Annotated in this window: 23 protein-coding genes; 13 read left to right on the top strand and 10 right to left on the bottom strand. The window is 66.3% G+C overall.

Annotated elements, in window-relative coordinates; translation table 11 throughout:
* Positions 1 to 66 precede the first annotated feature (66 nt).
* Together phnD and phnC are read right to left on the bottom strand one after the other, a co-directional pair.
* Entirely contained in the window at positions 67 to 1,050 is a 984-nt protein-coding gene (gene phnD, locus RT614_RS05915) for a phosphonate ABC transporter substrate-binding protein (protein WP_313620953.1), read from the bottom strand.
* A 31-nt stretch (positions 1,051 to 1,081) separates the two neighbouring features.
* Entirely contained in the window at positions 1,082 to 1,924 is an 843-nt protein-coding gene (gene phnC / locus RT614_RS05920) for a phosphonate ABC transporter ATP-binding protein (RefSeq protein WP_313620955.1), read from the bottom strand.
* A 196-nt stretch (positions 1,925 to 2,120) separates the two neighbouring features.
* On the opposite strand from phnC, the gene RT614_RS05925 reads away from it, so the two are divergent.
* The 4 genes from RT614_RS05925 to RT614_RS05940 all read left to right on the top strand — a co-directional run bounded on the left by RT614_RS05925 (position 2,121) and on the right by RT614_RS05940 (position 4,376).
* The gene (locus tag RT614_RS05925) at positions 2,121 to 2,573 is read left to right on the top strand and encodes a GFA family protein (protein ID WP_313620956.1); all 453 of its coding nucleotides are present in this window, start codon (positions 2,121 to 2,123) and stop codon (positions 2,571 to 2,573) included.
* A 36-nt stretch (positions 2,574 to 2,609) separates the two neighbouring features.
* On the top strand, positions 2,610 to 3,149 hold the full coding sequence (locus RT614_RS05930) for an SRPBCC family protein (RefSeq protein WP_313620957.1): 540 nt from the start codon (positions 2,610 to 2,612) through the stop codon (positions 3,147 to 3,149).
* Between the two features lie 517 nt (positions 3,150 to 3,666).
* Complete coding sequence (gene infA, locus RT614_RS05935; RefSeq protein ID WP_207465529.1) at positions 3,667 to 3,930, top strand: translation initiation factor IF-1; 264 nt, start codon at positions 3,667 to 3,669, stop codon at positions 3,928 to 3,930.
* A 158-nt stretch (positions 3,931 to 4,088) separates the two neighbouring features.
* Positions 4,089 to 4,376: a hypothetical protein gene (locus RT614_RS05940; RefSeq protein ID WP_313620960.1), complete on the top strand. Its 288-nt coding sequence runs from the start codon at positions 4,089 to 4,091 to the stop codon at positions 4,374 to 4,376.
* Positions 4,377 to 4,405: 29 nt separating this feature from the next.
* Here RT614_RS05940 and RT614_RS05945 read toward each other — a convergent pair whose 3' ends face one another.
* The 3 genes from RT614_RS05945 to mog form a co-directional block, all read right to left on the bottom strand.
* The gene (locus tag RT614_RS05945) at positions 4,406 to 5,272 is read right to left on the bottom strand and encodes a peptidoglycan DD-metalloendopeptidase family protein (RefSeq protein WP_313620961.1); all 867 of its coding nucleotides are present in this window, start codon (positions 5,270 to 5,272) and stop codon (positions 4,406 to 4,408) included.
* Positions 5,273 to 5,277: 5 nt separating this feature from the next.
* Complete coding sequence (locus tag RT614_RS05950; protein WP_313620963.1) at positions 5,278 to 5,616, bottom strand: hypothetical protein; 339 nt, start codon at positions 5,614 to 5,616, stop codon at positions 5,278 to 5,280.
* 101 nt (positions 5,617 to 5,717) lie between these two features.
* Complete coding sequence (mog, locus tag RT614_RS05955; protein ID WP_313620965.1) at positions 5,718 to 6,350, bottom strand: molybdopterin adenylyltransferase; 633 nt, start codon at positions 6,348 to 6,350, stop codon at positions 5,718 to 5,720.
* A 273-nt stretch (positions 6,351 to 6,623) separates the two neighbouring features.
* Between mog and RT614_RS05960 the strand changes: the two genes are divergently transcribed.
* The 4 genes from RT614_RS05960 to RT614_RS05975 all read left to right on the top strand — a co-directional run bounded on the left by RT614_RS05960 (position 6,624) and on the right by RT614_RS05975 (position 10,192).
* The gene (locus tag RT614_RS05960) at positions 6,624 to 7,748 is read left to right on the top strand and encodes a D-alanyl-lipoteichoic acid biosynthesis protein DltD (RefSeq protein ID WP_313620966.1); all 1,125 of its coding nucleotides are present in this window, start codon (positions 6,624 to 6,626) and stop codon (positions 7,746 to 7,748) included.
* Positions 7,745 to 7,870, top strand: coding sequence for a hypothetical protein (locus RT614_RS05965; RefSeq protein ID WP_313620968.1), 126 nt, complete (start codon positions 7,745 to 7,747; stop codon positions 7,868 to 7,870). Before RT614_RS05960 ends, RT614_RS05965 begins: the two co-directional genes overlap by 4 nt.
* Positions 7,871 to 7,958: 88 nt before the next feature.
* Entirely contained in the window at positions 7,959 to 9,434 is a 1,476-nt protein-coding gene (locus tag RT614_RS05970) for an inorganic phosphate transporter (protein WP_313620969.1), read from the top strand.
* 101 nt (positions 9,435 to 9,535) lie between these two features.
* Positions 9,536 to 10,192, top strand: a complete 657-nt coding sequence (locus RT614_RS05975; RefSeq protein WP_313620971.1) for a DsbA family protein — start codon at positions 9,536 to 9,538, stop codon at positions 10,190 to 10,192.
* Between the two features lie 16 nt (positions 10,193 to 10,208).
* On the opposite strand, the gene RT614_RS05980 is transcribed toward RT614_RS05975, so the two are convergent.
* From RT614_RS05980 to RT614_RS06000, 5 genes are read right to left on the bottom strand one after another with little or no spacing between them, the layout of a single operon-like run.
* On the bottom strand, positions 10,209 to 10,820 hold the full coding sequence (locus RT614_RS05980; protein WP_313620973.1) for a glutathione S-transferase family protein: 612 nt from the start codon (positions 10,818 to 10,820) through the stop codon (positions 10,209 to 10,211).
* A 42-nt stretch (positions 10,821 to 10,862) separates the two neighbouring features.
* Positions 10,863 to 11,210, bottom strand: coding sequence for an AzlD domain-containing protein (locus RT614_RS05985; RefSeq protein WP_313620975.1), 348 nt, complete (start codon positions 11,208 to 11,210; stop codon positions 10,863 to 10,865).
* Positions 11,207 to 11,920 carry an AzlC family ABC transporter permease gene (locus RT614_RS05990; protein WP_313620976.1) on the bottom strand — a complete coding sequence of 238 codons (714 nt, stop codon included), beginning with the start codon at positions 11,918 to 11,920 and terminating at the stop codon, positions 11,207 to 11,209. The genes RT614_RS05985 and RT614_RS05990 overlap by 4 nt, the downstream gene beginning before the upstream one ends.
* Before the next feature lie 60 nt (positions 11,921 to 11,980).
* Positions 11,981 to 12,301, bottom strand: coding sequence for a chaperone modulator CbpM (locus RT614_RS05995; protein WP_313620977.1), 321 nt, complete (start codon positions 12,299 to 12,301; stop codon positions 11,981 to 11,983).
* A gap of 2 nt (positions 12,302 to 12,303) precedes the next feature.
* Positions 12,304 to 13,245 (bottom strand): DnaJ C-terminal domain-containing protein, encoded by a 942-nt coding sequence (locus RT614_RS06000; RefSeq protein WP_313620979.1) that lies wholly within the window; start codon positions 13,243 to 13,245, stop codon positions 12,304 to 12,306.
* A 230-nt stretch (positions 13,246 to 13,475) separates the two neighbouring features.
* Between RT614_RS06000 and RT614_RS06005 the strand changes: the two genes are divergently transcribed.
* The 5 genes from RT614_RS06005 (at position 13,476) to RT614_RS06025 (ending at position 18,255) form a co-directional block, all read left to right on the top strand.
* Complete coding sequence (locus RT614_RS06005; protein ID WP_313620981.1) at positions 13,476 to 13,961, top strand: GNAT family N-acetyltransferase; 486 nt, start codon at positions 13,476 to 13,478, stop codon at positions 13,959 to 13,961.
* Positions 13,962 to 14,042: 81 nt separating this feature from the next.
* Entirely contained in the window at positions 14,043 to 14,372 is a 330-nt protein-coding gene (locus RT614_RS06010) for a DHCW motif cupin fold protein (RefSeq protein ID WP_313620983.1), read from the top strand.
* Positions 14,373 to 14,477: 105 nt separating this feature from the next.
* Positions 14,478 to 15,113, top strand: coding sequence for a glutathione transferase (gene yfcF, locus RT614_RS06015; protein ID WP_313620984.1), 636 nt, complete (start codon positions 14,478 to 14,480; stop codon positions 15,111 to 15,113).
* A 45-nt stretch (positions 15,114 to 15,158) separates the two neighbouring features.
* A complete protein-coding gene (locus RT614_RS06020; protein ID WP_313620986.1) occupies positions 15,159 to 15,566 on the top strand; it encodes a VOC family protein in 408 nt (135 codons plus the stop codon).
* Positions 15,567 to 15,741: 175 nt separating this feature from the next.
* Positions 15,742 to 18,255 carry a DUF3141 domain-containing protein gene (locus RT614_RS06025; protein WP_313620987.1) on the top strand — a complete coding sequence of 838 codons (2,514 nt, stop codon included), beginning with the start codon at positions 15,742 to 15,744 and terminating at the stop codon, positions 18,253 to 18,255.
* The last annotated feature ends 4 nt before the right edge of the window (positions 18,256 to 18,259 follow it).

Genomic DNA, 18,259 nt, shown 5'->3' on the forward strand with positions numbered 1-18,259 from the left:
TCGCTTCGGGATGCATTGAATTGATGCCGGCGCGCAACTCGCGCGCCGGCCTTGCTTGTGCAGGCCTTACTGCTTGGCGGCGACGGGCTGTCCCAGGCTGGCGAGCTTGCCGTCCAGTTCCGCAAGCTGCTTCTGCTTTTCGGCCTGGCCCAGCGTGGCGTCGGCCTCGACCTTGGCCTTTTCGCGCGCCAGTTCGATCTGGCGGATGGGCACCAACTGCTGGTTGTCCGAAGGACGGAAGCCCTTGTAGGTCAGCGCCTTCAGGTTGGCCATTTCGCGCTCGGCGTCCTTGCCCTTGCCGTAGTTGACGAAGAAGTCGCGGATCTTCGTCTTCAGGTCTGCGGGAAGATCGCTGCGCACCACCAGCGGGTCGGCGGGGATCAGCGGCGACTTCCACAGGACGCGCACGGTGTCGTAGGCGTCCTTGCCGGTGCTGAGGCGATAGCGCTCCAGCGCTTCGGTGTTGTTGACGGCCACGTCCACCTGCTTGTTGATGACCGACAGCAGATTGGCTTCATGGTTGCTCGCGCGCACCGTCTTGAAGAAGGTCTTGGGCTCGATCTTGTTGGCGGCCCAGAGGTAGTAGCCGGGCACCGCGGTGCCGGACGTGGAGTTCGGATCGCCCGCGCCGTAGCTCAGCTTGGCGCCGCTCTTCAGGACGTCGTCCAGCGTCTTCAGGTTGCTGTCCTTGTTGACGATCAGCAGCGACCAATAGCCCGGGTTGCCGTCCTTGTCGATCACCGACGCGAACACTTCGCCCTGGGCGCGGGCCACGGCTTCGATGGCGGACTTGTTGCCGAACCAGCCCATCTGCACCTTGTTGAAGCGCATGCCTTCGATGATGCCGGCGTAGTCGGAAGCGAAGAAAGGCTTGACCTGCACGCCGATGGCGCGGCTCAGGTCGTCGATGACGGGCTGCCAGACGGACTTCAGGTTGGTCGACGACTCGGTCGAGATGATGCCGAAGTTCAGCGTCTTGGCGTCCTGGGCATAAGCCTGGGTGGCCAGGGCCGCCGTGGCGATGAGGGTGACGAAGGTTCTGCGCAGCATGGAAAGCTCCGGGAAAGAAAGGGGGTAGGAATCAGGCGGCTTGCGCCAGTCGGGAAAGCGGCGCCATGCCCGGCATGGCGGGGGTCTGCGGCGCGTATTCGGGAAGCAGCTCGCTCAGTTCCGAGCCATACAGGTCGCGCAGCATCGCGGGGGTAAGCGCAGCCGACGGGCCGTCATAGACCACCTTGCCGTGGCGCAGGGCCACCACACGCGGGCAGTAGCGCAGCGCCACGTCCACCTGGTGCAGCGACACCACCACCGCCACCTTGCGCGTCCGGTTGATCTGCGCCAGCGTGTCCATGACGCGACGCGACGATTCCGGATCCAGCGAAGCGATGGGCTCGTCGGCCAGGATGACGCGAGCGTTCTGCACCAGGGTGCGGGCGATTGCGGCGCGCTGCTGCTGGCCGCCGGACAGCGTGGAGGCGCGCTGAAATGCGTAGTCGTCTATACCAACTTGAGCAAGCGCGTCCAGGCCCTGGCGCACTTCATCGCGCAGGAACCAGCGCGTCAGGCTGCGCCACAGGGGCACGCGCGGCAGCATGCCGGTAAGAACGTTGGTGATGACGGGCAGGCGCCCCACCAGGTTGAATTGCTGGAACACGAAACCGATGCCGGCCCGCGCCCCACGCACATTGCGGCTCAGGCGGCCGTTGCGCTGGATGAGGTGGCCATTGACGGTCACGCTGCCTGCCCCGGAATCGCCGGCGACAAAGCCCGCCAGATGCCGCAGCAGGGTCGACTTGCCGGAGCCCGACGCGCCCAGCAGCGCGACCATTTCCCCGTCGGCCACCTGCAGGTCGACGCCGTCCAGCGCCTTCGCGCCGGCATGAAACGTCTTGGTGAGCCCTTGAACTTCGATGGCGTACGTCATCGCCGGATCCCCTTGGATGTGTCCATGGGCGCATTCTGTTTTTGCGGCATGACAGCACGATGACCCGAGGATCGAAACATTTCGCGGAAATTAGGGACGGCGCAACGATCTGAAAGACATCCGTCACAAATGGCGAATTCGCCCGGCCCGCGTGCGGGTATATTGAAGTCATTCCCCTACTTGCCTGGCGCTCATCATGATCAAAGGTTCCTGCCTGTGCGGCCGTGTTGCGTATGAGATCAGCGGTCCGCTTACCGATGCCTTGAACTGCCATTGCGTCATGTGCCGCAAATCGCACGGCGCCGCCTTCCGCAGCCGCGCAACCGTTCAGGCAAGTGACTTCACCTGGACCAAGGGCGAAGAAAACGTGACGTGGTATGCCTCGTCTCCCGGCAATTACCGCGGATTCTGCGAGGCCTGCGGCACGCCGCTGCTCAGCCGCTTCGACCAGACTCCCGATGTCTATGGCCTTCCGCTGGGCGCGCTGGACGACGATCCGGGCGTCAAGCCCGAAGCGCACTACCACGTCGCCAGCAAGGCGCCGTGGTTCGACATCACGGATGCGCTGCCGCAGCATCCCGGCGCGATGGATCCCGCGCCCGAGCACGAAGCACAGATCCCGCCGCTGACCTTTTCGCACGGAAGATGAACACGCGTCCGGCTCCGGACTTCACAGGAGATCGATATGAGTGACTATGGCGTCGTGCTGGATCCGGCCTCTTTGCGCTTTACGCGGACCTTGCCCGCAAGCGTCCAGGAAGTCTGGGCCTGGCTGACGGAATCCGACAAAAGGGGCCGGTGGCTGGCGTCCGGCGACATGGAACTCACCGAGGGCGGCGGCGTCACCCTGCGATTTCTGCACGCAGACCTGTCGTCCGTGCGCGAACCGACACCCGAAGCCTACAAACCCTATGAAGAAGGACTCACCACGCAGGGGCTCATCACGCGTTGCGAGCCGCCGAATCTGCTGGCCTATACCTGGGGCGGCTCGGCCGGGTCGCCTTCCGAGGTGATCTTCGAGGTCTCGCCGCAGGACGATGGGGCACTGCTCGTGCTTACGCACCGCAAACTCGCCAGCCGCGACGACATGGTGGACGTGGCGGGAGGCTGGCATACCCACCTGAATGTGCTGTCCGCCCGCCTTGCCGGGCGCGATCCCGGCCCGTTCTGGTCCGCCAACGCTGCCTGGGAGGCCGAATACCAGCGCCGGATTCCCCGCCGCTGAAGTCGTTCAAGCGCAACTATCACGGGGCATGCCAGCATAAAAACTGGCTAAATCTGCTGCTTTGCAGTAACATAAGTCTGTGATTTTTCCGCAAAAACCGGACTTCGGTCATTCTGCGTCCCACCCTGTAGCGCCCCTCCGAGGGCGCTACTGAATGAGCGCCTGCTACGCAGACTGCATCCGTTTTTTCTTGGGCGTATTTTCGTCACTGTCCAGCGCGCCGCCCTCTTCGCGACGCCCGGCATTGCCGCACACGCCACAACCCCGCTTCTTCCGGCAAGGTGCGCGCAGCGCTCCCGCCGCGACCAAGGTGCGCACCGCGCGCACATTACCCTCGGGGCGCGAGTATCCGCCATTTCAGACATCCGCCCGGATGCCGTGGCCCATACCCACGCTTGCCCGGACGTTTTTACGTTTAAACCGCTGGACCGGCTTGTCCGAGTCCGACGCGCTTGCCGCCTTGCGCGGCGCGCCATGCCGCTGGCATGACAGCGCGTATTGATCAAGGAGTAGAAGAATGGCTAAAGAAGAACTCATCGAATTGGACGGCATCGTTGACGAAGTGCTGCCCGATAGCCGCTACCGCGTGAAGCTGGACAACGGCATCGAAGTCGGCGCTTACGCGTCGGGCCGCATCCGCAAGCACCGCATCCGCATCCTCGCTGGCGACCGCGTGACCCTGGAAATGTCCCCGTATGACCTGACCAAGGGCCGCATCAACTTCCGCCACAAGGACGAACGCGGCCCCGCCCCCCAGCGTCCGCAGCAATACCGCCGCTAAGCCGGCCACCCGGGCCGGCTTTCCGCCGGCGCCCGGCCTTGTTCTCGCGGCTCCTTAAGCCGGATTCGCGAACTGCCGTAATGCGTGGAACGCCCGTTCATGAAAGAATGGCGCTCCCCCGCCTGGCGCAACGCCGGGGCGGATACGCACGAAGCAAGATGGACCTGAAAGAAGAATTGCAAGCCGCCGCAGACCAGCTTGCCCTGTCGCGAAGAAGATTCGCGAAGGGCGAGGAAGGCCTGCGTCTCTTGCGCCAGTCGCGCGAGGCGTTCATCAACAGCCTGCGCAATACCGGCCTGACCTACGCCGAAGCCAAGACCAAGTACGACAACTGCCTGGATGACCAAGAGGCAGAGCAGCGCCATGTCCAGCAGCAGATGGAATACGCCGAGCGCATGCACCAGTACGTGCTGAACCGCATCGCGATGCAAGCTGCCCAGGCCTGACGCCCCACGGCGCCTGCCTGGCGCGAAATTCAGCGCTTGAACGCCCCGATGAAGATCGCAGGATCCACGCGCGCGTCGTTCAGGCTGACGTTCCAGTGCAGATGCGGCCCCGTGGCCCGGCCCGTCGCCCCCACCTTGCCCACCACGCCGCCTCGCGGGACGTCGTCGCCCACTTTCACGTCGATGGCCGACATGTGGCAGAACATGCTGACGAAGCCCTGGCCATGGTCCAGGAACACCGTCTTGCCATTGAAGAAATAATCCCCCACCAGCACGACCACGCCAGCGGCCGGCGCCTTGATCGGCGTTCCGGCCGGCACGGCGAAATCCAGGCCCGAATGCGGATTGCGCTCCTGGCCGTTGAAGAAGCGGCGCAGGCCGAACGGGCTGGACAGGCGGCCGCCGTTCACGGGGCGGTCCAGCAGCAGGTTGCTGGGCGTGACGCCGGCGCGGTAACCGCGGTTGGCCGCGCTCTGCTCGGCCATTTCACGCTCGATCCGCTTCATGTCGTCCGGATTGGGTTCGACCTGGCGTTGATTCTTCAGGGTGATGTGTTGCGCCACGTATTCCTTGGCGCCCACCGTGAACGCCACCTGGCGCCGGCCGGTGGCGTCCGCGACGTCGGCTTGCTGCTGGCCCGGTTTCACGCTGAGCGGGATGCCGACCACGGCAATCCACTGCTTGTCTTCTTCACGCACCACCAGCACGCGCCGATTCAGGTAAGTGACCTCGGGCGCGCGGTCGGCATTGCCCAGCGCCAGGACAGCCACGCCGCCCGGGACGCGGGCGTCCAGCTTGCGGCTGATGTAGCCCCCCTGCTGCGCGCGGGCGGGCCAGCCCAGGCAGACGGCGGCGGCCGCGAGGCCGGCGCGCAGTACGTCGCGGCGTTGGAACATGGCGCTTACAGGCACAGGTTGGCGGGCTCGATGATGCTCTGGTCACGGCGGGCGATGCGCGTGGACAGACGCGCTTCGGTCTTGCCCTTCCAGGTCGTGGTCGTCAGGACCGCCTCGACGCCCATGCTGCCCTGCAGCACGAGTTCATAGCCGTTGCGCACGGGCTTCTGCTCGAAGTTCACGTCCAGCCCCTTCCAGGCGGACGCCACGCACTGCGTGTAGTCCTCGGCCGTGCGCTGGGTCGAACCGTAGAAGACGGGATCGCGGTCGCGCACGTCTTTGACATTGGCGCAGGCCGACAGGGCGGCCACGGCGGCCAGGGACAGAATGATACGAGCCTTCATGACAGTGGGAACTCTTGGTGGTGGGGGGTTGATCGGGGCGGCCAACTATAACGCACGGGTCCGCTGCGCCTCTTGCGCCGCAACGGCCGCTGGCGCGGGTTTCAGGCCTGCGCCGGCCTCCTGGCCGACTTGGGACGGAAGGCGGAAATGACTTCCGGCCGGGTTTCGGCGTAAGGGCCGCCGATAAGGTCGATGCAATAGGGAATGGCGGCGAAGATGCCGGGCACCAGCACAGCCCCGTTGTCGTCCTTCAGCCCCTCCAGGGTCTCGCGTATGGACTTGGGCTGGCCGGGAAGATTCACGATCAGCGCGGCGTGGCCTTCCGTTTCGCGGATGACGGCCACCTGGCGAGACAGGATGGCCGTGGGCACGAAGCGCAGGCTGATCTGGCGCATCTGTTCGCCAAAACCGGGCATTTCCTTGGTGCCTACCGCCAGGGTCGCTTCGGGCGTCACGTCGCGCCGGGCCGGACCGGTGCCGCCGGTCGTCAGGACCAGGTCGCAGCCGCAGCTGTCGACGAGTTCGACCAGGGTTTCCGAGATGCGGGCCGGCTCGTCCGGAATCAGCCGCTCCGTCGCCTGCCATGGCGACGCCAGCGCGCCGCCGAGCCATTCGCGTAGCGCGGGCACGCCCTGGTCCTGGTAGGCGCCCGTGGAGGCGCGGTCGGAGATGGATACCAGCCCGACGATCAATTCATCGGGGTGGCTGCGGACGATACGGGCGATGTCGGTCATGGCGAAAGGAAATCCGGCGATGGGCGCCGCTGGCTGCGGCTGACGGCGCGGCGCACCCTGAAGTCCGGGGCGCGCGCGACATCGATGCTATCGCATTCTCCGGCGAGGCGACGCACCGCCCCGGCCACCCGGCCGGGCCGTGCATGTGTGGTGAAAAGGGGAATTGCCGGGCTGGGCAGGGTTTACCGCGCTTGTTCCTGTCATGGGCGGTGGATAACATCCGCTAACAATCGCAGCCAATTCCAAGGCGCGGCGCGCATTCAACGCTTCCCCATGTTCAAACGCACTCTTCGGCAGCATGCGCTCGCCGCAGCGCTGGCCCTGTTCGCCGCAACCGCGGCCGGCTGGGCGGCCATGCACGCCCTCGCCCTCAAGACCGAACCCGTGGCGGCGGCCGCGCCGGGCATCTACATACCGAACCTGGGCAACACGCTGGACGAGCAGACGCGCAACCTGTCGCGCCTCAGCCAGGCCTTGCGCACCGGCGACCGCCTGGTGATCCTGGGCTCTTCCGAACTGACCAGCAACGACCTGCGCTTCGTGCCCTACCGGTACCTGGCCGACGAGCTTCAGATGCCCGTCCTGGCCTACGGCCATTCGGGCTTTCAGTCCCTGGGCATGCAACTGCTGCTGGCGGCGGTGGCCGACGACCTGTCGCCGGGCTCGCGCGTGGTGGTCATGCTGTCCCCGGGATGGTTCGACGGCGACGGTGGACTGGGGCCGGACGAGCTCAAGGAGCACGCCAATCCGTTGCTGCCGCGCCTTCTCAGGCAGGCTGAAGGCAGGGAGCAGCTTTTCCGGTGGCTGGACGACAAGGGCGACGCCGGCGTGCTGTGGTCCATGGCCGCCGAACAGGCCTATGTGTTCCGTCAGCGGCTGGCCGGCCTGTGGTCGCCCGCCTACGCCGCGCCCGCCCCCGAACCCGAGCGCGAAGGCCCCGTGGCGGCGGCTCGCGTCGTGGATTGGGACGCGCTGGCCGGGCAGGCCCAGGCCGCCGAGCAGGCGTTGATGACGGATAACCGCTACGCCGTGCGCGACGAGTTCTTCAACAAGTACCTGCGCGCCATCCCGGAAGGCGGCAAGACGGCGTACCAGCCTCAGCCGCTGACCGGCCGCGACGAATTGCGCGAACTCGACGCCCTGATGGCCCTGCTGCGTCGGCACGAGGTCAATGCCCTCTTCGTCATGCAGCCGCTTCATCCCATGGTGTTCAACGACCTGGCCCGATTCGACCCGATCCAGCGCCAGGTCGCCGCGCTGTGCCAGCGCTACGCCATGACCTGCATGGACATGTACAACGCCCCCTTCGAAATCGGCACGCTGCGCGACGTCCAGCATCTGGGCGAGCTGGGATGGCTGCGGGTCAACCAAAAGATTGCTGAGGTCTTCCGGCCATGAAACGAGCGCTCTGGCTTTGCATGTTGTATCTGGGCCTTCTGGCCGTCATGGTCATCCAGGCGGACACGTCCGCCAACCTGGGCAAACCGATGGAGATCGAGTTCCAGTATTCGAAGTTCTGACTCGGATACTTACGCCGGCGTCATTCAGGGACAGGTCACAAATCTGCAATAATCGGGGCATTCACGCCGGAACCTCGCCCCCCTCCCCATGTTCGACCTCTTCCACGGCCTAGACCTTTGGGTTGGCCTCAGTCTTGTGCTGGCCCTGACTTTCGTCCTGGCCTTCGAATTCATCAACGGCTTTCACGACACGGCTAACGCCGTCGCCACCGTCATCTACACCAAAGCCATGCCGCCGCACCTGGCGGTCGTGTTGTCCGGCATCTTCAATTTTCTGGGTGTATTGCTGGGCGGCGTCGGCGTCGCCTACGCGATCGTCCATCTGCTGCCCGTCGAACTGCTGATCAACGTGGACACCGGCCGCGGCCTGGCCATGGTGTTCGCCATGCTGGCGGCGGCCATCGCCTGGAACCTCGGCACCTGGTACTTCGGCATCCCCGCGTCCAGCTCGCACACCCTGATCGGCTCGATCCTGGGCGTGGGCCTGGCCAACGCGCTGATCACTGACCTGCCGCTGGCTGAAGGCGTGAACTGGGGCAAGGCGATCGACATCGGCATGTCGCTGGTGGCCTCGCCCATCGCGGGCTTCATCGTGGCCGGCGCGCTGCTCCTGGCGCTAAAACGGTGGCTGCCGCTGTCCAAGATGCACAAGACGCCCGAGCAGCGCCGCGCCATCGACAACAAGAAACACCCCCCGTTCTGGAACCGCCTGGTGCTGGTGCTGTCCGCCATGGGCGTGAGCTTCGTGCACGGCTCCAACGACGGACAGAAGGGCATCGGCCTGATCATGCTGGTGCTGATCGGCATCGTGCCCGCAAACTTCGTGCTGGACACCCACAGCACGACCTATCAGATCGAACGCACGCGCGACGCCGCCAACCATCTGTTGGTGTTCTACCAGCGCAACGAGGCGATGCTGGGCGATTTCCTGGCCTTGCGGCGCGCCGACATCCAGGAAGAGCTGCCGACCAACTTCCGATGCGACCCGGCGCTGACGGTGCCCACCATTCTTGCGCTGCAGACCGATCTGCATGGCGTCAGCAACTACGCCGACCTGTCGCCCGAAAAGCGCATCGCGGTGCGCCGTTACCTGCTGTGCCTGGACGACACGGCCAAGAAGGTGGCGCGCATCGAAGGCCTGCCCGCCCGCGAGGCGGCCGACCTGCAGCGCCTGCGCGCTGACCTCACGGCCACCACCGAATACGCGCCTTTCTGGGTGATCGTGGCGGTGGCCCTGGCGCTGGGCGCGGGAACCATGGTGGGCTGGCGCCGCGTCGTCCTGACGGTGGGCGAAAAAATCGGCAAACAGGGCATGACCTATGCGCAGGGCATGTCGGCGCAGCTGACCGCGGTGGGCGCCATCGGGCTGGCCAACGTCTTCAGCCTGCCCGTGTCGACGACCCACGTGCTGTCCTCCGGCGTCGCCGGCACGATGATCGCCAACAAGTCGGGGCTGCAGGGCAACACGGTGCGCAACATCCTGCTGGCCTGGGTGCTGACGCTGCCCGCGTCGATGCTGCTGGCCGCCGGCCTGTTCTGGATCGGCGTGCAGATAGCCGGCTGATCGCTTTATCCGGCCGTGCAGGCAATCTGCACGGCCGCTGCAACACTGTGGGTATCGCGCCGGCCTATGCGCCCGCGCCTGGCGCCGTCTACCATGGCGCCATGACTACCCCCACCCCTACCCTGCATTACATTTTTGATCCGCTTTGCGGCTGGTGCTACGGCGCAGCGCCGCTGGTGGAGGCCGCCCGCGGCATTGCCGGCCTGTCGGTCGAACCGCACGGCGGCGGCATGATGACGGGCAGCAATCGGCAGCCGGTCACGGATGCGCTACGCCGCTACGTCATGCCCCACGACGAGCGCATCGCCGGCCTCACGGGCCAGCCGTTCGGCGCCGATTATTTCGACGGGCTGCTGCGCGACCACGGCGCCGTGTTCGATTCCGAGCCGCCCACCACCGCCATCCTGGCCGCGCAGACGCTGGCCGGGCGAGGCCTGGACCTTCTGCGCCGGATGCAGCGTGCGCATTACGTAGAAGGACGGCGCATCGCCGACCCGGCCGTGCTCCGGGCGCTGGCAGGGGAAATCGGTCTGGATGCCGCGGCTTTTGAGGCTGCCTATGCCGCCGCGGAAGGCGCCGCGACGGCCGCGCACATAGCCGCCAGCCGCCGGCTGCTGGCTCAGGTGGGCGGCACGGGCTTTCCGACCTTGGCGTTGGAGCGAAATGGCGTCTACACGATGCTGGAACCCAGCCGCTACCTTGGCCGCCCCGAACAATGGCAGGCGCACCTGCGCGAGCGCATCCAGGCCCCGGTCTGACGGCGCCCGGGGCGGCTCAGGACTCTTCGATGTCTCCGTCGCGCTGCAGCGCGCGGTGCATCGCGGGCCGGTCGCCCAGTCGCTCGACATAGGCGTTGAACACCGGCGACTCGGGCACGATCTTCACCTGCATCATGTACTGCAGCGAGCCGCCCAGCACGATGTCGACGGCGGAAAACCTGTCGCCCAGGAAAAAGGTTCGCGTCTGCAGCACCCGCGTCAGCACTTGTTCGACCTCGTCCGCCGACGCCCACCCCAGCGCCGCCTGGTGCGGCGTCTTGAAGGCCCGCTCGACCATGGCGGGCTCGAACACGCCCGTGGAATAGGCCAGCCACGTCAGGTAAGGCCCGCGCTGGCTGTCGCCCACGACCGGCCCCAGTTCAGCCTGCGGGAACAGATCGGTCAGGTACAACGCGATGGCGGGCGTCTCGAACACGGGCACGCCGTCGTGCACCAGCGCGGGCACCTTGCGGTGCGGATGGATGTCGATGTAATCGGCGCGCATGCGCCCCGTGCTGTCGTGTCCGTGGATGGACACCATTTCGGTGTCGTACGGAACACCCAGTTCCTCGAGCAGCCACAGTATCCGAAACGACCGCGATCGCGGCGCGTGATAAAGCGTAAGCATGGTCGATCTCCTTTGGGATCGGACCATTTTGCGCCCGGGCCGCTACCCCGCCAAGGCCAGCAATATTCCGTATCCGGCCATGCCCAGCAGCACCGCAACGCCCGTGTTGCTGACCAGGCGCGCGGCGACGCCGGTGACGACCAGCCCGCCTACATACGGCGCGATCCGGGCGGCCTCGTCGCCCGCCCCCAGCAGGTCCGGAACGATGACCGCGGCCGAGATGCCAGCCAGCAGGGACGGCCCCAGCGCGGCCAGCGCCGACCCCTCGCGGGAAAGATGGCGCAGCAGGCGGCTGCGCTCGGACAGCATGAAGGGCAGCGCACGCGTCAGGTACGTGATGACCGCCATGGCGATCACGGCGCCCCAGAACTCCAGACCATCGGCGTTCATGCGGGCCTCCGGAATCGGTACGCAGCACAGCCGATCACTGCGCCAGCCAGGATGGCCAGGCTGGTCTGGCCCGTGGCGGCAACCAGGCCCGCGCCGCCCACCGCGGCCACGATCGGAAGGCCCATGCCGCGTCGCGCGCTCTGGCAGACCAGCGCCATGAAGAGGGCCGGCAACGCAAAACGCATCACCTGCGACAGCATGGGGTAGTGCCGTTCAAGGCCGTCGCCCGCGTATACGCCCACGGCGGTGCCGGCGATCCAGGTCAGCCAGGCGCCCAGCCCCAGGGCGATCATCCAGCCTTGCCGCCGGCCGGATTCGACTGACGGCAGGCGGTTGAAGGCGGTGGCGAAGACTTCGTCGGTCAGGAGGAATGCGACCTTCAGGCGGTCATGCAGCGCCGGCGGCAGGAATCGCGACAGCAAGGGCCCGTAAAGCAGGTGGCGGGCATTGAGCAATGAACAAAGCGCCACCACCCACAGCCACGGCGTCCCGGCCTTGATCGATGCAAGCAGCAGGAACTGGCTGGCGCCGGCGTAGACCAAGACGGAAATCAGGATGACCTGCAGCGGGCTCAAGCCAGCCGCGACGCCCGCGATGCCAAAGGTCACGGCCACCGGGAAGTAGCCGATCATCACGGGCAGGCAGGATTTCAGTCCATCAATGCGCGCGCTGCCGGGTACGGCGCGCGCGGCGGCGGGGGGAGTCTCCAAGGCGCTCTTCGCTTCTACACAATGCTGCGGGCGCCCATTTTACCGATCCGCCAGGCGGCCTCAGGGCTGGTCCAGCGCCCCAAGGGCCCGCAACTGCGATTTCAGGCGTCGCACTTCCTGGCTGAGGTCCAGGATCAGCGCCACGGCATCCAGGCCCGCGCCAAAGTCGTGTTCGAGGCGGCGCGCGTGCAACGCGCGCTGCAGGTCGACGCTATAGAAACACCATTCCGACGGCCCGCGGCCACTCGCATTGACGATGCCGACTTCCACCAGCCGGGCCACCCATTCCACTTCCGCGCCGCAGGCCCGGGCCAGGTCGTCGGCGCTGAGCGGCTGCGATTTTCCGACCACGGTGGCGCTGGTGATGACAACTTTCTTCATGGTCAGACTCCCAGGTGGCGCCGCGGATTGAAGGGCAGATCCTGCTGCAGCTTGCGGTAGGCGGCCTTGGCGGCATCGCTATCGGCCGGCGGCAGCACCAGGTCCAGGACCAGGTACAGGTCTCCCGGGGGATCGCCCGGAATGCCGCGTCCCCGCAACCGCAGCTTGCGGCCGTTGCCCGAACCGGGCGGCACCGAGACCTCGACCGTTCCGCCCGGCGTGGGCGCCTGGACGCTGGCGCCCAGCGCGGCTTCCCATGGCGCCACCGGCAGCGTCATGTAGAGATCCCGGCCCTCGGCGCGGTATCGCGGGTGGGGCTTGAAGCGCACTTCCAGATAGAGGTCGCCGTTTTCCCCGCCGCCATAGCCGGGCATGCCCTGCCCGGCCAGCCGGATGTACTGGCCTTCGCGGACGCCGGGCGGAATCCTGACGCTGAGCGTGCGGCTTTGCATGTGCGGACGCCCCTGGTCGTCCATCTGCATGGACCGCAGGCTGATGTCGCGCGTGGCGCCCTTGATTGCGTCTTCGAGGTCCACCTCGATCGCGGCGTGGTGGTCTTCGCCGCGAGCGCGGAATTCCTGCTGTCGCCCCCCATGCCGACCGGCGTGGCCGCCGAACAGCGACGAGAAGAATTCGCTGAACTGGGCTTCGTCGCCGGGCGCCGCGCCCCGGTGGAATTCGAAGCCTTCGTCCCAGCCGGGCGGCGGTTGGAATCCGCCGTCGGGCGATACGCCCGCCGCCAGGTTGTCGTAGGCCTGGCGCTTTTCCGTGTCGCGCAGCACGTCGTAGGCTTCGTTGACGTCGCGCATGCGCGATTCGGCATCGCTTTCCTTGCTGACGTCGGGGTGATATTTGCGAGCGAGCTTGCGATAGGCCTTCCGGATGTCGTCTTCGGACGCGCCCTGCTCCACCCCGAGAATGCTGTAGTAGTCCTTGAACTCCATATTCCAGCTCACCTTAAGGGTTGAGGCCGCGTCCGGCACAGCCGGATCCGGCCTTGAATAGCAAAAAGATAGGGGTTGTGGACCGATTTTTCAATGCGTTTTGCCATGCCCCGACCGGCGCGCATAATGACCGGTTTGTGTCCTTGCGCCCCGCAGCTTGCGACAGGGTGCCCGTTTTGCCCTGACCCTGACCCATCTCGGGCCATCCGCCCTGCTCTCTGGAACCGATCGTGCTGGAAATCATCGACGTCGACTTCACCAATCCTGAACACGGCCGCCAGGTGCTGGCCATGCTGAATGAATACGCCAGCGGGCCGATGGGGGGCAGCTGTCCCCTGCCCGAGTTTGCCCGGTCGAACCTTATCGCTGAACTGTCACGCCGGCCCACCGCGCACGCATTGCTGGCGCGCATCGACAACGAAGCCGCGGGCGTGGCCATCTACCTGGAAGGCTTTTCCACGTTTGCGTGCCGTCCGCTGGTCAACCTGCACGATCTGGCGGTGTCGCCGCGATTCCAGGGCCAGGGCGTGGGCAAGCACCTGCTCGCGGCGCTGGAAGACCGAGCGCGCCGGCTGGGCTGCTGCAAGATCACGTTGGAAGTGCTGGAAGGCAACGCGGTGGCCCAGGGGCTGTACCGCAAGCTGGGGTTCGAAGGCTATTCCCTGGACGACGCCACGGGCCGCGCCATGTTCTGGCAGAAAAAGCTGGCCGCCTGAATGGCGTAGTATGTGTTTTTTTGGCCCAGCCCCAAGGACCAGGCGCCGCCTGGACCGCACAGAACCACAGCAGGAACCGCGATGAAAATGAGCAACATCCCCTTCGGCACCACCGACTGGTCCGAAGTGGAACGCACGGAACACGCCGGCGATACCGGCATGGCCTATTGGCGCACTCGCCATTTCGGCGACCTGCGCGTGCGCATGGTGGAATACACGGCCGGCTATCTGGCCGACCACTGGTGCAGCAAGGGGCACATCCTTTTCTGCCTGGAAGGCGAACTGCACACCGAGCTCGAGGACGGCCGCCAGTTCGTGCTGACCCCCGGCATGAGCTACCAGGTGGCCGACCAGGCGGAGCCGCACCGTTCGTCCACCGCCACGGGCGCCAAGCTCTTCATCGTGGACTGACGCGCCGGCGCGACACGTCCGGATTGCAGTTGCGTTACGCTTTGCAAAACCAGGCGCCACGCGCAGCCTGAACCTTCGTTACACCCGCCTGACCGGAGACAAGCCTTGGGCGCCCCGATTACGCTTTACGTCGATTCCCTATTTCTCAGTCCGTATGCCATGTCGGTGTACGTGGCGCTGACCGAAAAGCAGTTGCCGTTCGAAGTGCGCCCCATCGACCTGGACGCCGGCGAACACCGCATGCAGCCGTTCCAGTGCCGCGCGCTCACCGGGCGCGTGCCGGCCCTGACGCACGCGGACTTCAACCTGACCGAGTCCAGCGTCATTGCCGAATACCTGGACGAAGCGTTTCCCGCGCCCCAGCACACCGCCCTGTACCCCTCCGGCATGCGCGAGCGCGCGCGCGTCCGCCAGCTCCAGGCATGGCTGCGCAGTGATCTGGCCGCGCTGCGCCAGGAACGTCCGACCGAAACCGTTTTCTATGGTGAATCGGGCCAGCCGCTGTCGGATGCGGGACATGCCGCCGCCGCCAAGCTGATCCAGGTGGCCAGCCACCTCGTCGGCGTGGGGCAGTCCAACCTGTTCGACGACTGGTGCATCGCTGACACCGACCTCGCCGTCATGCTCAAGCGCCTTGCTCAGGATGACCTGCCGGACACCCTGCGCGCCTACGCCGACGCCCAATGGCAGCGTCCGGCCGTCCAGAAATGGCTGGAACACAACGCCGCCGCCCGGTCGTAGGGCTGGTGAAGCCCCGATTCCCCTGACCCGCCCCGGGGGCGCCCGATGCAACTGCTGGATCACGTTTCCATCACCGTTTCCCGCCTGGACGCAGCGCGCCCCTTCTACGACGCCGTGATGCAGGCGCTGAGCGCGGACAAGGTGTACGACCGCGCCGACGCCCTGGGTTATGGCGAACGCTGCGGTCCAGGCAGCGGCCAGCACACCTATCTTTCCGTATGCGCCACGCCGGCCCCACCGACCGACGGCGCCTTTGGCGCCCGGCGCCACTGGTGCTTCAAGGCAGCCACCCGCGCGGCAGTCGACGCCTTTCATGCCGCGGGCCTGGCCCACGGCGGGCGCGACGAGGGCGCGCCAGGCCTGCGCCCCGATTACCATCCTCAGTACTACGCCGCGTTCCTTCTGGACCCGGACGGCAATCGCCTCGAAGCGGTTTGCCACGGCCCCGCCTGAACTCCGCCCCTTCGGCTCCTTCGCCGGATCGCTGAATTTGATTCGATTTTGCCCCGTCTTTTGATGTTGCACCGCAGCATCCATTGCGGTGTAATGGAGAGGTCAAACCCGCCGGTTCCACTAGCAGCCGGCCCGACGGCCTCTTGCCGTCGGCAGCTAACTACAGGAGATCGCCATGGCCGAATCCGGCACCGATCGCGCACCCGTCCCGTCCTTCAACCCCTGGACGGCCGCCTACGAATACGCTGTGGATGCCTGGCAGCGCGGCGTGCTTTACGCGGACGTGATGCGCCAGCGCGGCAACCAGTATCACGACCACATGGCCAAGCGCGCGCCCAACGTGCTCAGCATGGAATCCGAACTGGTGCTGGATGGCCGCGAGCTGCCTCGCCCGGTCAATTACGGCCTTCTGCGCATCAAGCCGCCGGCCGGCGTGGAAACGGACCCCATCAAGCGCCCCTTCCTGGTGGTCGATCCGCGCGCCGGCCATGGGCCGGGTATCGGCGGATTCAAGCCGGAAAGCGAAATCGGCGTGGCGCTGCGCGCCGGACACCCTTGCTACTTCGCTACGTTCCTGCCGCAGCCCATGCCCACGCAGACCGTCGAAGACGTGATGATGGCCGAAGCGCGGTTCCTCGAGGAAATCATCGCCCTGCACCCCGATGCCGAGGGCAAGCCCGTGGTGGTGGCCAATTGCCAGGCCGGCTGGCAGATCATGATGACGGCTGCCGTCCGGCCCGAACTCTTCGGTCCCATCATCGTGGCCGGCGCGCCCTTGTCCTACTGGGCGGGCTGGCGCGGCATGAATCCGATGCGCTACGCCGGCGGCCTGCTGGGCGGCAGCTGGCTCACCGCCATGACCAGCGACCTGGGCGACGGCAAGTTCGATGGCGCCTGGCTGGTGCAGAACTTCGAAAACCTCAATCCCGCCAACACGCTGTGGTCCAAGCAGTACAACCTGTACGCCAACGTCGACACCGAGGCCAGCCGCTACCTCAGCTTCGAAAAATGGTGGGGCGGCCACGTGTTCCTGAACGGGCCTGAAATCCAGTACATCGTCGACAACCTGTTCGTCGGCAACCGCCTGGCCACCGCCGGCCTCGTGACCTCCGACGGCATTCGCATCGACCTGCGCAACATCCGATCGCCGATCGTGGTGTTCTGCTCCAAGGGCGACAACATCACGCCGCCGCCGCAGGCCCTGGGCTGGATCCCAGACCTGTACCAGAACGAAGCCGAAGTCCTCGCCCACGGCCAGACCATTGTCTATGCCGTGCACGAAAGCATCGGCCACCTGGGCATCTTCGTGTCGGGCAGCGTGGCCCGCAAGGAACACCAGGAATTCACGTCCAACATCGACATGATCGATGTGCTGCCGCCGGGCATCTACCAGGCCGAGATCGCCGACAAGACGCCGGACACTCCCAATGCGGACCTGGCGTATGGCAACTACGTGCTGTCCTTCGAACAGCGCACCCTGGACGACGTGCGCGCCATCGTCGACCGCAACGAAGAAGACGACCAGCGCTTTGCCGCCGTTGCGCGCATCTCCGACATCAACCTGGGCATGTACCGCAGCTTCGTGCAGCCCTGGGTGCGCGCGATGGTCACGCCGCAGTCGGCGGAATGGATGCAGCGCATGCATCCGCTGCGCCTGCCCTACGAACTGATCTCCGACCGCAACCCCTTGATCGCGCCGATCGCGCAGGTTGCCGAGCAAGTGCGCGAACAACGCCAGCAAGCTTCTCCCGCCAACCCTTTCCTGATGGCGCAGGAGATGTTCTCGAACATGATCGAGACCAGCCTGAACATCTGGCAGGACCTGCGCGACTCGGCCGACGAACGCACGTTCCTGAGCGTCTATGGTTCGCCCGTGGTGCAGGACCTGGCCGGCCTGGGCGCGAAGTCCGGCCCGCCGCGCAAGCACCCCGGCGTGTCTCCGGAACACCTGCGATTCATGCAACAGCGTGCGGCGGAACTGCGCTCGATGCTGCAGGAGGGCGGGCTGCGCGTGGCCTCCATCCGGATGCTGCTGTACGTGTCGGGCGCCGAAGGCGGGCTGGACGAGCGCAGCTATGCCCTGATCCGCAAAATGCGCGCCGAGGCCGACGACGCGCTGAGCTTGCAGCAGTTCAAGGATCTCATCCGTGAACAGACCCTGATGATGACGCTGGACTCCGCGGCCGCGATACAGGCCATGCCCCGGCTGCTGGAAGGGTCTACGGCGGCTGAAATCCGCGCCAGCCTGGATGCGATGAAAAGCGTGCTGGAAGCCGCCGAGCCGCTCAGCGACGCCGCACGCGAGAGCCTGGACGAAATGGAGCGCATCTTCGAAGCGGCCGAGCGCCGCGCGCAGAAGCGCGTTCAGGGCCAGGCGCCCGCGACCGCGCGCGGAACGACCCCGGCCAAGACATCCGCCCCCGTGGACGACCTGGTCGAAGCCGCCGCGCAGGTGCCCGCCAAGACCGCCCGGCCGCATCCCGCCGCAGCCCGCAAGGCTGAAAATGACGCCGCCGGCGGAAAGGCCGCGAAGAAAACCGCGGCCAACGGAGCCGCCAAGTCCGCGGTCAAGTCCGGGTCCACGTCCGCCTCCAGGTCCCCTTCGAAGTCCGCCGCAAAGACCGCCGCAAAGTCCACAAAGACCGCCGCGAAGCGCGCAAGCGCTGCCCGCCAATCTTCAAAGGCCTAGCCCC

Source organism: Achromobacter sp. (assembly GCF_032102605.1).
In the GTDB taxonomy this organism is placed as follows: Bacteria; Pseudomonadota; Gammaproteobacteria; order Burkholderiales; family Burkholderiaceae_B; genus Achromobacter.

Excerpts from the sequence above, each read along its gene's own strand:
- phnD (WP_313620953.1), bottom strand. The coding sequence starts at position 1,050 with ATGCTGCGCAGAACCTTCGTCACCCTCATCGCCACGGCGGCCCTGGCC.
- phnC (WP_313620955.1), bottom strand. The coding sequence starts at position 1,924 with ATGACGTACGCCATCGAAGTTCAAGGGCTCACCAAGACGTTTCATGCC.
- RT614_RS05925 (WP_313620956.1), top strand. The coding sequence starts at position 2,121 with ATGATCAAAGGTTCCTGCCTGTGCGGCCGTGTTGCGTATGAGATCAGC.
- RT614_RS05930 (WP_313620957.1), top strand. The coding sequence starts at position 2,610 with ATGAGTGACTATGGCGTCGTGCTGGATCCGGCCTCTTTGCGCTTTACG.
- infA (WP_207465529.1), top strand. The coding sequence starts at position 3,667 with ATGGCTAAAGAAGAACTCATCGAATTGGACGGCATCGTTGACGAAGTG.
- RT614_RS05940 (WP_313620960.1), top strand. The coding sequence starts at position 4,089 with ATGGACCTGAAAGAAGAATTGCAAGCCGCCGCAGACCAGCTTGCCCTG.
- RT614_RS05945 (WP_313620961.1), bottom strand. The coding sequence starts at position 5,272 with ATGTTCCAACGCCGCGACGTACTGCGCGCCGGCCTCGCGGCCGCCGCC.
- RT614_RS05950 (WP_313620963.1), bottom strand. The coding sequence starts at position 5,616 with ATGAAGGCTCGTATCATTCTGTCCCTGGCCGCCGTGGCCGCCCTGTCG.
- mog (WP_313620965.1), bottom strand. The coding sequence starts at position 6,350 with ATGACCGACATCGCCCGTATCGTCCGCAGCCACCCCGATGAATTGATC.
- RT614_RS05960 (WP_313620966.1), top strand. The coding sequence starts at position 6,624 with ATGTTCAAACGCACTCTTCGGCAGCATGCGCTCGCCGCAGCGCTGGCC.
- RT614_RS05965 (WP_313620968.1), top strand. The coding sequence starts at position 7,745 with ATGAAACGAGCGCTCTGGCTTTGCATGTTGTATCTGGGCCTTCTGGCC.
- RT614_RS05970 (WP_313620969.1), top strand. The coding sequence starts at position 7,959 with ATGTTCGACCTCTTCCACGGCCTAGACCTTTGGGTTGGCCTCAGTCTT.
- RT614_RS05975 (WP_313620971.1), top strand. The coding sequence starts at position 9,536 with ATGACTACCCCCACCCCTACCCTGCATTACATTTTTGATCCGCTTTGC.
- RT614_RS05980 (WP_313620973.1), bottom strand. The coding sequence starts at position 10,820 with ATGCTTACGCTTTATCACGCGCCGCGATCGCGGTCGTTTCGGATACTG.
- RT614_RS05985 (WP_313620975.1), bottom strand. The coding sequence starts at position 11,210 with ATGAACGCCGATGGTCTGGAGTTCTGGGGCGCCGTGATCGCCATGGCG.
- RT614_RS05995 (WP_313620977.1), bottom strand. The coding sequence starts at position 12,301 with ATGAAGAAAGTTGTCATCACCAGCGCCACCGTGGTCGGAAAATCGCAG.
- RT614_RS06000 (WP_313620979.1), bottom strand. The coding sequence starts at position 13,245 with ATGGAGTTCAAGGACTACTACAGCATTCTCGGGGTGGAGCAGGGCGCG.
- RT614_RS06010 (WP_313620983.1), top strand. The coding sequence starts at position 14,043 with ATGAAAATGAGCAACATCCCCTTCGGCACCACCGACTGGTCCGAAGTG.
- RT614_RS06020 (WP_313620986.1), top strand. The coding sequence starts at position 15,159 with ATGCAACTGCTGGATCACGTTTCCATCACCGTTTCCCGCCTGGACGCA.
- RT614_RS06025 (WP_313620987.1), top strand. The coding sequence starts at position 15,742 with ATGGCCGAATCCGGCACCGATCGCGCACCCGTCCCGTCCTTCAACCCC.